Source organism: Paraburkholderia sp. SIMBA_027 (assembly GCF_046535315.1).
In the GTDB taxonomy this organism is placed as follows: domain Bacteria; phylum Pseudomonadota; class Gammaproteobacteria; order Burkholderiales; family Burkholderiaceae; genus Paraburkholderia; species Paraburkholderia tropica.
Window position 1 is genome coordinate 205,610 of sequence record NZ_JAWRWY010000006.1, and the last position, 13,298, is coordinate 218,907.

Genomic DNA, 13,298 nt, shown 5'->3' on the forward strand with positions numbered 1-13,298 from the left:
GCTCGCGGCAAGCACGCCCGCTCCCTGGTGGAACGGGCAGGACGGCCGGATTCGAGTCGCTCTGAGCGAAATCGAATCGAAATCGGGCTGAACCGGACGCAATCGGGGCCGCATGCGGCCCGGAGCACAAAGCCCGGCACGGCCCGGCCGGCGCCAGCCGTTTTCCGCCGATCGGCAGCCAGCGCTACCCGTCACGCCAGCCGCGTACGGGCGCCAGCACGATGCCTCGGCCCACGCGAGCTTCCCTCCCCTTGCAGCGCGGCGCCGCCCATGAGGCGCGCACGCGGTAAAATGGCGGATTGCGCCTCGTTCGCATCGAGGCTGCGGGCTCGCAGCGGCACGGTCAACGCCTGCAAAGCCACGTAGCCACCGGATGTCAGAGCCGCGCGCCGCGCATCGTCATACCGGGCCAGTCATGCATCGTCATGCGGCCGGAAGGAACGCCCCGTCCGGCGGACCTCGTTTCGCATCATCAGGAACCATGAGCAAACACACCGAAGAAACCGTTCTGAGCGTCCATCACTGGACCGACACGCTTTTCAGCTTCACCTGCACGCGCGACCAGGCCCTGCGTTTCGACAACGGCCAGTTCACGATGGTCGGCCTCGAAGTGGACGGCAAGCCGCTGATGCGCGCCTATTCGCTGGCGAGCGCGAACTACGAGGAACACCTCGAATTCCTGAGCATCAAGGTGCCGGACGGCCCGCTCACGTCGCGCCTGCAGCATCTGAAAGTCGGCGACAAGGTGCTGATCGGCAAGAAGCCCGTCGGTACGCTGGTGGCCGACAACCTGCTGCCCGGCAAAGTGCTGTGGATGCTGTCGACCGGCACGGGCCTCGCGCCGTTCATGTCGATCATCAAGGATCCGGACATTTACGACCGCTTCGACAAGATCGTCCTCACGCACACCTGCCGTTTCGTCGATGAACTCGCGTACAAGGAATTCATCACCGAAGAACTGCGCGAGCACGAATACCTGGGCGAGATCGTCCGCGAAAAGCTGGTCTACTACCCGACCGTCACGCGCGAAGTGTTCGACAACCGCGGCCGTATCACCGAACTGATCGACACCGGCAAGCTGTTCGCCGACCTCGACCTGCCGGCGTTCACGCCCGAGCGCGACCGCATCATGCTCTGCGGCAGCACGCACATGCTGCGCGACACGGTCGAACTGCTCGAAAAGGCCGGCCTCAAGGAAGGCAGCAACAACGAGCCGGGTCACTATGTGATCGAAAAGGCATTCGTCGGCTGATTTCCTCGCCGGCGGCGGCGAAAAGCCGCAGCACGCCACGCCCAAAAAACCGGAGCCCCGCGCTCCGGTTTTTTTTCGCGGTATGCACGCAACAACAACACGCATAAACTGCCCGGACAGTTACATTTTTCGCCGATTTCGCGTAGCTTCCTTGTCAGTGTTTTTCTGACAGAAATCGAGAAGACGCACGCGAGCCGAACTTCAAGCCGGCTCTCAGGTTTCGCCGCTAAAGCCTTTCCCGACTGTATCTTTTCTTATTTTGGGATATTATCGCGGCGCAACATCGGCCATTTCGGAATGCCTGGCAGAGACTCGGTCAGGTTGTTACCGGATGTAAATTTCGTTACGCTGCGCCGAGCGAATTCGGGGTCCCGCTTTCCGACGCGGAAAGGCCACCGATTCAGCCGGCGCGGAGCCAGGAACCAGGCGGGACCGGTTCCTCAACGGGGGAAGGATGGATACGTCGACTTACGCCGCGGGCAACGCGCGCGCGCCTGGCGCTGATGCGTCCGCGGCGCGCGCCAGCCATGCGGGCGGCGGCCTCTCCTTGCTGGCCAACGCCGACGGCGCACGCGCCGCGCTCGACGCCATCGCGCGCGTGCAGCGGCAGATCGTCGCGGCCGGCGCCGCACGCGTGGACGCCGACGAGGCCGCGCGCCATCGCGTCGCCCGCGAGCTGCACGACAGCGTGGGCGCCGAACTGGCCGCGACCCGTTTCGCCATCGCCAACGTCTACACCTGGCTGCCCGCCGATGCCCCGCCGCAATGCGCCGACGCGCTCGCGCTCGTCGCCCGCTCGCTCGACGCCGCCGCCACTGCCGTGCGCCACGTGCTCGACGGCCTGCACGCACCCGAACTGGATGCGGGCCTCGCGCCGGCGCTCAAGCGCTGGACGCGCGGCTTCGCGTCGCGCACCGGCCTGAGCGCGCAATTCACCGGCGGCACCTGCGACGCACGCCTCGCGGCGCTGCCCGGCGAAGCCGCGCTGGCCGTGTTCCGCGTCGCGCAGGAAGCGCTCACCAACGTCGCGCGCCACGCCCAGGCGACGCGCGTCGAAGTCCGTCTCGACAGCACCGAGCGCGAGCTGATCCTCACCGTCGTCGACGACGGCGTGGGCCTGTCGCGCGAAGCCGCCCGCCGCGTGAAGCGCCAGAGCCGCCAGCAGGACGCGTCGCTCGCGTTCGTGCACGACGACGCCGCCGGCGCCACGGGCCGCAGCTACTACGGCGTCTCCGGCATGCGCGAGCGCTGCGCCGCATTCGGCGGCACGCTGCGCGCAGCGACCGCGCAACCGGGCCAGGCCCGCCCCGGCACGAACGTCGAAGCGCGCTTCCTCTGGGACACGCTCTGCGCCGACACCGCCCCGTCTTCTCTTCCGAACTCCGCTCAGGACGCCCGCTCATGACCCTGCGCATCCTGCTCGTCGACGATCACGCCGTGGTGCGCCAGGGCGTGCGCCAGTTGCTGCTCGACCGCGGCATCGCCTGCGAAGTGATCGAAGCCCAGACCGGCAGCGAGGCGCTCGTCGCGCTCGCGCGCCACGCCTGCGACGTGGTCCTGCTCGACATCTCGCTGCCCGACATGAGCGGCATCGAGGTGCTCAAACGCGCGAAGAAAAAGGCGCCGCGCGTGCCGGTGCTGATGTTCTCGATGTATCGCGAGGATCAATACGCGGTGCGCGCGCTGAAGGCCGGCGCGTCGGGCTATCTGTCCAAGACCGTGGACGCCGCGCAGATGACGGCCGCGATCCAGCAGGTCGCGAGCGGCCGCAAGTATGTGAGCCCGGCGATGGCCGAGGCGCTCGCCGATTACGTGCTGGTCGACGCCGAGCAGCTCCCGCACGAAAAGCTCTCCGACCGCGAATACCAGACGCTGTGCATGCTCGCCTCGGGCAAGCGCCTCACCGACATCGCGCACACGCTCTCGCTCTCCGTGAAGACGGTGAGCGTCTACCGCACGCGCCTGCTCGAAAAGATGAAGCTCAACAACAACGCAGAGCTGACCTTCTACGCGATGAGCAACCAGCTCGTCGATCTCGCGCCCACCGCGGGCTTCTGAGCGCCGCGGATTCACACTGCGGCGTGCGGCGTCCTCTTGCCGCACCCGGCTGCGCGCCGTCGCGCCGCACGCCTGCACGCCCGGCGCATGCAAGCGTGCGCCGTCCCACTCAGGCAACCTTCTCGCCATAAGCCCTTGATCCGGAAATGATTTCGCCGATTCGCGAAACGCCCGGCAAGGATTGCGCGCGCCCGCGCCCGTTTGCGGCGGAATCGACTGCGCCTTGCGGCGGCTTCCGACCCGATTGAGCCGGGTCCGACACGGCGATCGGATAAAATTGCAGGTTTCCCCGACATACGGCACGCAGGCGCGATCCCATCCGATCGGCGCCTCGCGCGTTCTACCTGGAGTTCCCCGCCAAATGTCCCTCTTTCGCAAGAAGAACGTCGAAAACATGCTGAAGGCGAGCGCGCAGGGCGCCGGCCTGAAGAAGGCTCTCGGCGCTCTGGACCTCACTTTCCTCGGTATCGGCGCGATCATCGGCACCGGCATTTTCGTGCTGACCGGCACCGGCGCCGTGCAGGCCGGCCCCGCGCTGATGGTCTCGTTCCTGATCGCCGCCGTGGCCTGCTGCTTCGCGGCGCTGTCGTACGCCGAATTCGCCTCGACGATCCCGGTCGCCGGCTCGATCTACACCTATTCGTACGCCACGCTCGGCGAACTGATCGCGTGGATCATCGGCTGGGATCTGATGCTCGAATACGGCCTCGCCAGCTCGGCGGTCTCGGTCGGCTGGTCGGGTTATCTGCAATCGCTGCTCGGCGGCTTCGGCGTGCATCTGCCCGCCGCGCTCACGGCCGCGCCGGGCGCGGTGCCGGGCGTGCACACGCTGTTCAACCTGCCCGCCTTCCTCGTGATGATGGGCATCACGGCGCTGCTCGCGATCGGCGTGCGCGAATCCACGCGCATCAACAACATCATGGTCGCGATCAAGGTCACGGTCGTGCTGCTCGTGATCGCCGTGGGCGCGTTCCACGTCAAACCCGAGAACTGGCATCCGTTCATGCCCAACGGCTGGAACGGCGTGTTCGGCGCGGCGGCGGTGATGTTCTTCGCCTTCATCGGCTTCGATGCGGTCTCGTCCGCCGCCGAGGAAGTCAAGAATCCGAAGCGCGATCTGCCCGCCGGCATCATCGCCTCGCTCGCCGTCTGCGCGGTGCTCTACGTGGCGGTCGCGGCCGTGGTCACGGGCATCGTGCCGTCGGCGCAGTTCGCCAACATCGGCCATCCGGTGTCGTACGCGCTGCAGGTCGCCGGCCAGCCGTGGGTCGCGGGCTTCATCGACCTCGGCGCCGTGCTCGGCATGCTCACCGTGATTCTGGTGATGAGCTACGGCCAGACCCGCATCATCTACGCGATGTCGCGCGACGGCCTGCTGCCCGCGAAGCTCTCGAAGGTGCATCCGCGCTTCGCCACGCCGTTCTTCACGACCTGGCTCGTGGGCATCTTCTTCGGCTTGATCGGCGCGCTCGTGCCGCTCAACGTGCTCGCCGAGCTGATCAACATCGGCACGCTCGCGGCATTCTCGATGGTGTCGATCGCCGTGCTCGTGCTGCGCAAGACGCACCCGCATCTGCCGCGCGCGTTCCGCTGCCCCGGCGTGCCGGTGGTGCCGGTCCTCGCCGTGGCGTCGTGCCTGTTCCTGATGCTGAACCTCGCGCGCGTGACGTGGATCGCGTTCATCGTCTGGCTGGTGATCGGCATGGCGATTTACTTCGGCTACTCGCGCCGCCATTCGCGCCTCGCGCATCAGCCGCACGAGCAGTAAGCGCCCGACATTCCCGGCGCGCTTTCGCTGCGCTGCAACGGCCCGTTCCGGCCTGTCCGGACGGGCCGTTTTTCATGCGCGCGCCCGACATGGCCGCAGTGCAAAAAACGCCTGAAACACGTGCAAAAACGCTGAAAAACGCCGCTTATGGCGAGTAAAAGCCCGCGCAGCGTAAATCGGCAAAGTGTGCTTTACTGTGCCGAGCATCATCGCGGCAGCCGGAAGAACGGCAATACAGCAGCACGGCATCGGTAATTCAGCAGCAAGCATTCCACGCACTGAACAGCACAGCACCAGCCGGACCCTCGTCCCCGCTTTCGCCCTCGCTTTTGTCCTCGTCGCGCGCGCCCAATCCGCGCCGCGGCATGCGCCGTCTTCCGATTCGGACGCGCGCCGGACGAAAGATCGCAGGCGGCATCTCGGGGCAAGTGGTGAACGCGGGCCAGGCCGGTCCCTGATCCTCACCGAGTGTGGTACCCGGGCGCGATGCGCGCGCGTCGCTCCGGGCGACAGGAGACAGCCCATGGCGATCAGCCTCAGCCTCACGGTCAACGGCCAGCCCGTGACCGCCGAGATCGAACCTCACACGCTTCTGGTCCAGTTTCTGCGCGAGCAGCGGCGCCTCACCGGCACGCACGTCGGCTGCGACACGGCCCAATGCGGCGCGTGCACCGTGCATCTGAACGGCCGCGCGATCAAATCGTGCAACACGCTCGCCGTGCAGTGCGACGGCATGAACGTGACGACGATCGAAGGTCTCGCCGCCAACGGCGCGATGCATCCGATGCAGGCCGCTTTCCGCGACTGCCACGGCCTGCAATGCGGCTTCTGCACGCCCGGCATGGTGATGAGCGCGGTGGCGCTCGCGCACGCGTGTCCGGGCCTGACCGAAGCGGACGTGCGCGCGAACCTCGACGGCAATCTGTGCCGCTGTACGGGCTATCACAACATCGTGAAGGCCGTGCTCCAGGGCGCCGAAGCCATGCAGGCCGCGGAGCAGCCCGCCGCGCAACCCGCCACCGCTTCGGCGGCGTGACGAGGGAGGCCGCCATGAACGCACCCGACTCCCAGCCGCGCATGATCGGCGCCTCGGTGAAGCGCAAGGAAGACTATCGCTTCCTCACCGGCGCGGGCCAGTACACCGACGACGTCGTCCTTCCCCAGCAAACTTACGCCGTGTTCGTGCGCTCGCCGCACGCGCACGCGCGCATCCGCAGCATCGACACCGCCGCCGCCAAAGCCGCGCCCGGCGTGGTGGCCGTGTTCGCCGGCGCCGACGTGGCCGCCGCGGGCGTGGGCGGCCTGCCGTGCGGCTGGCTGATCCACAGCATCGACGGCTCGCCGATGCACGAACCGCCGCATCCCGTGATCGCGCACGAGAAAGCGCTGCACGTGGGCGACCAGGTCGCGCTCGTGATCGCCGAATCGTGGAAGCAAGCGAAGGACGCCGCCGAACTCGTCGAGGTCGATTACGAGGAACTGCCGGCCGCCGCGGACACCGCCCGCGCCGCCGACGACGGCCAGCCGCTCGTGCACGACGGCGTGCCGAACAACACCTGCTACACGTGGGGCCACGGCGACAAGGCCGCCACCGACGCCGCCTTCGCGCAGGCCGCGCACGTCACCACGCTCGACATCGTCAACAACCGGCTGGTGCCGAACGCGATCGAGCCGCGCGCCGTGAACGCGAGCTACGCGCAGCACGACGACAGCTACACGGTCTACGTGTCGAACCAGAACCCGCACGTCGAGCGTCTGCTGATGGCGGCGTTCGTGCTCGGGCTGCCGGAAACGAAGCTGCGCATCGTCGCGCCCGACGTGGGCGGCGGCTTCGGCTCGAAGATCTTCCTCTACGCCGAGGACGTGGCGCTCACATGGGCCTCGAAGCAGATCCGCCGTCCGGTGAAATGGACCGCCGAACGCAGCGAATCCTTCGTCTCCGACGCGCACGGCCGCGATCACGTGACGAAGGCCGAACTCGCGCTCGACAAGGACGGCAAGTTCCTCGCCATGCGCGTGCACACCACGGCGAACATGGGCGCGTATCTCTCGACGTTCGCGTCGAGCGTGCCGACCATCCTCTACGCCACGCTGCTCGCGGGCCAGTACGCCACGCCCGCGATCTACGCCGAGGTGAAGGCCGTGTTCACGAACACCGTGCCCGTCGATGCCTATCGCGGCGCGGGCCGACCCGAAGCGACCTACGTGGTCGAGCGGCTGGTCGAAACCGCCGCGCGCGAGATGCGGATCGATCCCGCCGAGATCCGCCGCCGCAACTTCATCACGCAGTTTCCGTACGCCACGCCCGTCGGCCTCACCTACGACACCGGCGACTACGAAGCCTGTCTCTCGCGCGCGCTGGAACTCGCCGACGTGAAGGGCTTCCCCGCGCGGCGCGACGCGTCGAAGGCGCGCGGCATGCTGCGCGGCCTCGGCTACTCGTGCTACATCGAGGCGTGCGGCCTCGCGCCGTCGAACATCGCGGGCGCGCTCGGCGCGCGCGCGGGCCTGTTCGAAGCGGGCGAGATCCGCGTGAATCCCACCGGCTCGGTGACGGTGTTCACCGGCTCGCACAGCCACGGCCAGGGTCACGAAACGACCTTCGCGCAGGTGGTCTCCGACCGCCTCGGCGTGCCGATCGAGCAGATCGACATCGTCCACGGCGACACCGCGCGCATTCCGTTCGGCATGGGCACGTATGGCTCGCGATCGATCGCCGTGGGCGGCTCGGCGATCATGAAGGCGCTCGACAAGATCGAGGCGAAGGCGAAGAAGATCGCGGCGCACATGCTCGAAGCGGGCGTGGAAGACATCGAGTTCGCCGACGGCGTGTTCCGCGTCGCGGGCACCGACCGCAGCAAGACCTTCGCGGAAATCTCGCTCGCCGCTTACGTGCCGCACAACTATCCGCTCGAAACGCTCGAACCGGGCCTCGACGAAAGCGCCTTCTACGACCCGACCAACTTCACCTATCCGTCGGGCGCCTATCTCTGCGAAGTGGAGATCGATCCCGACACCGGCGAGACGCGCATCCAGCGCTTCACCGCCGTCGACGATTTCGGCAACGTCATCAATCCGATGATCGTCGAAGGCCAGGTGCACGGCGGACTCGGCCAGGGCATCGGCCAGGCGATGCTCGAGCGCTGCGTCTACGACACCGAAAGCGGCCAGTTGCTCTCCGGCTCGTACATGGACTACGCGATGCCGCACGCGAGCGACGTGCCCTCGTTCAACGTGGAAACCGCGAAAGGGACGCCCTGCACGCACAATCCGCTCGGCGTGAAGGGCTGCGGCGAGGCGGGCGCGATCGGCTCGCCGCCCGCCGTCATCAACGCGATTCTCGACGCGCTCGCGCCGCTCGGCGTGAAGGACTTGCAGATGCCCGCGACGCCGCATCGCGTGTGGCAGGCGATGCAGGCCGCTTCGTCGTCCGCTTCGTCGTCCACGGCGCAATCGTCATCGCAATCCACGTCGCAGCAACCTTGAGCGGAGGCCCACCATGTACGCATTCGACTACCAGCGCGCGGGCGACGCGCAAGGCGCCGTGAAAGCGATTGCCGCCGACGCGGACGCCAAATTCCTCGCGGGCGGACAGAGCCTGCTCGCGGCGATGAAGCTGCGGCTCGCGCAGCCGTCCACGCTCGTCGACGTCACGCGCATTCCCGAGCTGAAGACGATCTCGGTCGACGGCAAGGTCGTGAAGATCGGCGCGGCGGTCTGCCATGCCGACGTCGCCGCGAACGCGCCGATCCAGAACGCGCTGCCGGGCCTCGCGCAACTGGCCGCGCATATCGGCGACCGCCAGGTGCGCGCGCTCGGCACGCTCGGCGGCTCGCTCGCCAACGACGACCCGGCCGCCGACTATCCCGCCGCCGTGCTCGGTCTCGGCGCGACCGTGGTGACGGACCGCCGCCGCATCGCCGCCGACGACTTTTTCCTCGGCATGTACGAGACCGCGCTCGAACCCGACGAGCTGATCGTGGCCGTCGAGTTTCCGGTTCCGGAACGTTCGGCCTACGAAAAGTTTCGCAATCCGGCCTCGCACTTCGCGCTGACGGGCGTGTTCGTGGCGCAGTTCGCCTCGGGCGTGCGCGTGGCCGTGACGGGCGCGGCGCCGTCGGTGTTTCGCGCGACGGCGCTCGAAACGGCGCTCACGGCGAGCTTCACGGCGCAGGCGGCGCGCGCGGTCACGATCGGCGCGGACGGCTTGAACGGCGATCTGCACGCGAGCCCCGAGTATCGGGCGCACCTGATTCCGGTGCTCGCGGCGCGCGCGGTGACGAAGGCGCTCGGTTAGGCGCGTGCGGGAATCGGCGTCCGTTCGCGCGACTTTCTGCGCGCGCGGACGCCGGTGCTTCTCGCCCACCTTCCGCCCGCCACCAAGGAAAACGCTCGCGCAGTCAAAGGCCGCCATGCTCCCCGCCACCATCGACGACACGCTCGCGCAACTCGAAGCGCAGGGCTATTTCGCGAGCCGCGAACTGGCCACGGCGCTGTTTCTCGCGCTCAAGATGCAGCGCCCGCTGTTTCTCGAAGGCGAGCCCGGCGTGGGCAAGACCGAACTCGCGAAAGCCGCCGCGGCGCTCTGCGGCACGACGCTGCTGCGCCTGCAATGCTACGAAGGTCTCGACACGGCGAGCGCGCTCTACGAGTGGGACTATCCGCGTCAGATCATGGCGCTGCGCCTCGCCGAAGCCGCCGGCGACACGCCGCGCAACGACACGCTCTATCGCGACGAATTCCTCCTCAAGCGTCCGCTGTTGCAGGCGCTTCAACCCGATCCGCAACATCCGGGCGCACGCCGCGTGCTGCTGATCGACGAAATCGACCGCGCCGACGAGCCGTTCGAAGCCTTCCTGCTCGAACTGCTTTCGGACTTCCAGGTGTCGATACCCGAATACGGCACGGTGCGCGCGAGCGAGCCGCCGCTCGTCGTCATCACGTCGAACCGCACGCGCGAAGTGCACGACGCGCTCAAGCGCCGCTGTCTCTATCAGTGGCTCGGCTACCCGGATCGCGCGCGCGAACTCGCCATCGTCGCGGCGCGCGCGAGCGAGACCTCGGCCGATCTGCAACGCCGCGCCGTCGCTTTCGTGCATCAACTGCGCACGATGGATCTGTTCAAGGCGCCGGGCATCGCCGAAACCATCGACTGGTGCCGCGCGCTGCACGCGCTCAGCGTGACCGAACTCGATCCGCAATCGGTGCAGGACACGCTGGGCGTGCTGCTCAAGTATCAGGACGATCTCGCGCAGCTCGACGCGCAACGGATCGCCGACACGCTCGCGCTCGCGGAGTAATGTCGATGCCGATGCCGCGCGCGCCTGCGCTTGCCACTTCGCTCACCGCCGCTTCCCGCGCATCGGACGCGCACGGCGGCCCGCCCATGCTCGCGCGCAACGTCGTGCACTTCGTGCGCGTGCTGCGCGGCGCGGGCTTGCCGATGTCGGGCGCGCGCGCCGCCGAAGCCATCGACGCGCTCGCCTTCATCGACCTCGCGCGCCGCGACGACGTGCGCGCGGCGCTGGCCGCGCTGCTCACCGCCGCGCCCGACGAGCGCGAACTGTTCGACGCCGCGTTCGCGCTGTTCTGGCGCGATCCCGACTGGGAAGGCAAGCTGCGCGCGCTGCTGCTGCCGAAGGTGCGCGGCGCGCTGCCGCCGCCGCGCCGCAATAACCGTCTCGCCGACGCGCTCGCCGCGCGGGCCGCCACGCGCGCGAACGCGCCGCACCCGCCCCCAACGCACGAACAGCACGAGCAGCACGAACTGCGCGCGCACGCGACCTTCAGTGCCGAGGAGCGCCTGCGCCAGCGCGACTTCGACACGCTCACCGCCGACGAATGGCGCACGCTGCGCCACCTGATCCGCGCGCGCCGGCTGCCGCTCGCGACCGAGCGCACGCGGCGTCTGAAAACCTCGTCGCGCGGCACGCACGCCGATCTGCGCGCGAGCGCGCGTCATGCCGTGCGCGCGGGCGGCGACTGGACCGTGTGGAAATACCGCGCGCCCGTCGAGCGCAAGCTGCCGCTCGTGCTGCTGCTCGACATCTCCGGATCGATGAGCGCCTATTCGCGCGCCGTGCTCTACTTCTGCCACGCGCTGCTGCAATCGCGCGAACGTCTGCAAGTGTTCCTGTTCGGCACGCGCCTCACCTACGCCACGCGCGCGCTGCGCGAACGCGATCCCGACATCGCGCTCGCGCAACTCGCCGCGCAGGTGGCGGACTGGTCGGGCGGCACGCGCATCGGCGCAACGCTCGCGGAATTCAACCGCCGCTGGGCGCGCCGCATGCTCGGCGGCCGCGCCACCGTGCTGATGGTCACCGACGGCCTCGACCACGACGCCACCGCCGCGCTCGACGACGAAATGGCGCGCCTGCACCGCTTCGCGCATCGCGTCGTCTGGCTCAATCCGCTGCTGCGTTACCGCGATTTCGCACCGAAGGCGCGCGGCGTGCAGGCGATGCTGCCGCACGTCGACGCGCATTATCCGGTCCACAACCTCGACTGCCTCGAAGCGCTCGGGCGCAGTCTGCGCGAGACGCCGCCGCGCGCGCCACATCAAGGAGCCACACGATGGAGCTGACCGAAACCCACACGCTGCCGGTGCCGCAGCAGCGCGCGTGGGAAGCGCTCAACGACACGGCCATCCTCAAGACGTGCATCCCGGGATGCGAGAGCATCGAGCCCGACGGCGAAAACGCGTATGCTGTCGCGCTGACCGCCGCTGTCGGGCCGGTGAAGGCGCGCTTCAAAGGCCGCATGCAGCTCGCCGATATCGACGCGCCGCGCAGCTACACGATCCAGTTCGAAGGCCAGGGCGGCGCAGCGGGCTTCGGCAAGGGCGACGCGCGCGTGACGCTCGAAGCGGCCGGCGACGACGCCACGACGCTCAGCTACACCGCCCGCGCACAGGTCGGCGGCAAGCTCGCGCAGATCGGCTCGCGGCTCGTCGACGGCGCGGCGCGCAAGATCGCCGCCGAGTTCTTCAAGCGCTTCGGCGAGCAGTTCGGCGACGAAGCGGAGCAAACCGCCAGCAACGAAAACGACAGCACAGCAACCGACCCGCCAGCCGCGAGCGCCGACGACACCGCGGCGACCGGCGACGAACCGCAAAAGAGGAAACGATCATGGACAGCGTGGATCTCGAAGTCCTGAAATCCAGCGTGCGCTGGCTCGAAGAAGGCCACCGCGCGTTGCTGGTGACGGTGGTAAAGACGTGGGGCTCGTCGCCGCGGCCCGAGGGCGCGATGCTCGTCGTGCGCGACGACGGCCTCGTGGCCGGCTCGGTCTCCGGCGGCTGCATCGAGGACGATCTGATCGAGCGCGTGCGCCGCGAAGGCGTGCGCATCGCGAAACCCGAAGCCGTGAAATACGGCATCAGCGCCGAAGAAGCGCATCGCTTCGGCCTGCCTTGCGGCGGCACGATCCAGCTCGTGCTCGAACCGCTCAGCGCGGCCTCGGGCATCCGCGCGCTGCTCGACGCGGTGGAGCGCGGCGAACTCGTCGCGCGCACGCTCGACATCGCAAGCGGCCAGGCCACGCTCGGTCCCGCGAGCGCCACCGACGGCATCGATTTCGACGAGCGCCGCCTGCTGACCATTCACGGCCCGCGCTATCGCATGCTGGTGATCGGCGCGGGGCAGCTGTCGCGCTATCTCTGCCAGATCGCCGTGGGGCTCGACTATCAGGTGACCGTGTGCGATCCGCGCGAGGAATACACCGACGTCTGGGACGTGCCCGGCACGACGCTCGTGCGCACCATGCCCGACGACACCGTGATCGACATGAAGCTCGACGAACGCTGCGCCGTGATCGCGCTCACGCACGACCCGAAGCTCGACGACCTCGCGCTGATGGAAGCGCTCAAAACGCCCGCGTTCTACGTGGGCGCGCTCGGCTCGCGGCGCAACAACGCGGCGCGGCGCGAGCGGCTCAAGGAATTCGATCTGAGCGAGGCGGAACTGGCGCGGCTGCACGGGCCGGTGGGCATCTATATCGGCAGCCGCACGCCGCCCGAGATCGCCGTGTCGATCCTCGCGGAAGTCACGGCGGCGAAGAACGGCGTCTCGCTGCCGACGATCCTGCAGGTCGAAGGCGCGAAGGCCGCGCGCGAGCAGGCCGCGAGTGCCGGTTCGTGTCACGTGTGAGGCGCGCGCGGTTTCGGCCGCGTTCGGCTCGACGCAGCACGCGCGACACCGCGGCGCGCGCATGAAAAAC

At 68.4% G+C, this 13,298-nt stretch carries 11 protein-coding genes; all 11 read left to right on the forward strand.

Annotated features, from left to right (window positions below):
* The first annotated feature begins 481 nt into the window (after positions 1 to 481).
* The 11 genes from SB764_RS13590 to SB764_RS13640 all read left to right on the forward strand — a co-directional run bounded on the left by SB764_RS13590 (position 482) and on the right by SB764_RS13640 (position 13,228).
* Positions 482 to 1,252 (forward strand): ferredoxin--NADP reductase, encoded by a 771-nt coding sequence (locus SB764_RS13590; protein ID WP_065061935.1) that lies wholly within the window; start codon positions 482 to 484, stop codon positions 1,250 to 1,252.
* Between the two features lie 454 nt (positions 1,253 to 1,706).
* Positions 1,707 to 2,657, forward strand: coding sequence for a sensor histidine kinase (locus SB764_RS13595; RefSeq protein WP_410863786.1), 951 nt, complete (start codon positions 1,707 to 1,709; stop codon positions 2,655 to 2,657).
* Positions 2,654 to 3,310 carry a response regulator transcription factor RqpR gene (rqpR, locus tag SB764_RS13600; protein ID WP_321901241.1) on the forward strand — a complete coding sequence of 219 codons (657 nt, stop codon included), beginning with the start codon at positions 2,654 to 2,656 and terminating at the stop codon, positions 3,308 to 3,310. Before SB764_RS13595 ends, rqpR begins: the two co-directional genes overlap by 4 nt.
* A gap of 361 nt (positions 3,311 to 3,671) precedes the next feature.
* Positions 3,672 to 5,078 carry an amino acid permease gene (locus SB764_RS13605; protein WP_065061929.1) on the forward strand — a complete coding sequence of 469 codons (1,407 nt, stop codon included), beginning with the start codon at positions 3,672 to 3,674 and terminating at the stop codon, positions 5,076 to 5,078.
* Positions 5,079 to 5,601: 523 nt separating this feature from the next.
* Complete coding sequence (locus tag SB764_RS13610) at positions 5,602 to 6,114, forward strand: (2Fe-2S)-binding protein (protein ID WP_074982950.1); 513 nt, start codon at positions 5,602 to 5,604, stop codon at positions 6,112 to 6,114.
* Between the two features lie 14 nt (positions 6,115 to 6,128).
* Positions 6,129 to 8,564 carry a xanthine dehydrogenase family protein molybdopterin-binding subunit gene (locus SB764_RS13615; protein WP_321869019.1) on the forward strand — a complete coding sequence of 812 codons (2,436 nt, stop codon included), beginning with the start codon at positions 6,129 to 6,131 and terminating at the stop codon, positions 8,562 to 8,564.
* Between the two features lie 13 nt (positions 8,565 to 8,577).
* Entirely contained in the window at positions 8,578 to 9,375 is a 798-nt protein-coding gene (locus SB764_RS13620; protein ID WP_065061923.1) for an FAD binding domain-containing protein, read from the forward strand.
* 115 nt (positions 9,376 to 9,490) lie between these two features.
* Positions 9,491 to 10,378, forward strand: coding sequence for an AAA family ATPase (locus tag SB764_RS13625; RefSeq protein WP_065061921.1), 888 nt, complete (start codon positions 9,491 to 9,493; stop codon positions 10,376 to 10,378).
* A gap of 86 nt (positions 10,379 to 10,464) precedes the next feature.
* The gene (locus SB764_RS13630) at positions 10,465 to 11,664 is read left to right on the forward strand and encodes a vWA domain-containing protein (RefSeq protein ID WP_410863898.1); all 1,200 of its coding nucleotides are present in this window, start codon (positions 10,465 to 10,467) and stop codon (positions 11,662 to 11,664) included.
* Positions 11,655 to 12,236, forward strand: coding sequence for a CoxG family protein (locus tag SB764_RS13635; protein ID WP_074982947.1), 582 nt, complete (start codon positions 11,655 to 11,657; stop codon positions 12,234 to 12,236). The genes SB764_RS13630 and SB764_RS13635 overlap by 10 nt, the downstream gene beginning before the upstream one ends.
* A complete protein-coding gene (locus SB764_RS13640; RefSeq protein WP_065061917.1) occupies positions 12,209 to 13,228 on the forward strand; it encodes an XdhC family protein in 1,020 nt (339 codons plus the stop codon). Before SB764_RS13635 ends, SB764_RS13640 begins: the two co-directional genes overlap by 28 nt.
* The last annotated feature ends 70 nt before the right edge of the window (positions 13,229 to 13,298 follow it).

What these genes read in the sequence shown, in the direction of transcription:
- SB764_RS13595 (WP_410863786.1), top strand. Translation starts at nt 1,707, where the DNA reads ATGGATACGTCGACTTACGCCGCGGGCAACGCGCGCGCGCCTGGCGCT.
- SB764_RS13620 (WP_065061923.1), top strand. Translation starts at nt 8,578, where the DNA reads ATGTACGCATTCGACTACCAGCGCGCGGGCGACGCGCAAGGCGCCGTG.
- SB764_RS13590 (WP_065061935.1), top strand. Translation starts at nt 482, where the DNA reads ATGAGCAAACACACCGAAGAAACCGTTCTGAGCGTCCATCACTGGACC.
- SB764_RS13615 (WP_321869019.1), top strand. Translation starts at nt 6,129, where the DNA reads ATGAACGCACCCGACTCCCAGCCGCGCATGATCGGCGCCTCGGTGAAG.
- SB764_RS13605 (WP_065061929.1), top strand. Translation starts at nt 3,672, where the DNA reads ATGTCCCTCTTTCGCAAGAAGAACGTCGAAAACATGCTGAAGGCGAGC.
- SB764_RS13635 (WP_074982947.1), top strand. Translation starts at nt 11,655, where the DNA reads ATGGAGCTGACCGAAACCCACACGCTGCCGGTGCCGCAGCAGCGCGCG.
- SB764_RS13625 (WP_065061921.1), top strand. Translation starts at nt 9,491, where the DNA reads ATGCTCCCCGCCACCATCGACGACACGCTCGCGCAACTCGAAGCGCAG.
- SB764_RS13640 (WP_065061917.1), top strand. Translation starts at nt 12,209, where the DNA reads ATGGACAGCGTGGATCTCGAAGTCCTGAAATCCAGCGTGCGCTGGCTC.
- SB764_RS13630 (WP_410863898.1), top strand. Translation starts at nt 10,465, where the DNA reads ATGCTCGCGCGCAACGTCGTGCACTTCGTGCGCGTGCTGCGCGGCGCG.
- SB764_RS13610 (WP_074982950.1), top strand. Translation starts at nt 5,602, where the DNA reads ATGGCGATCAGCCTCAGCCTCACGGTCAACGGCCAGCCCGTGACCGCC.
- rqpR (WP_321901241.1), top strand. Translation starts at nt 2,654, where the DNA reads ATGACCCTGCGCATCCTGCTCGTCGACGATCACGCCGTGGTGCGCCAG.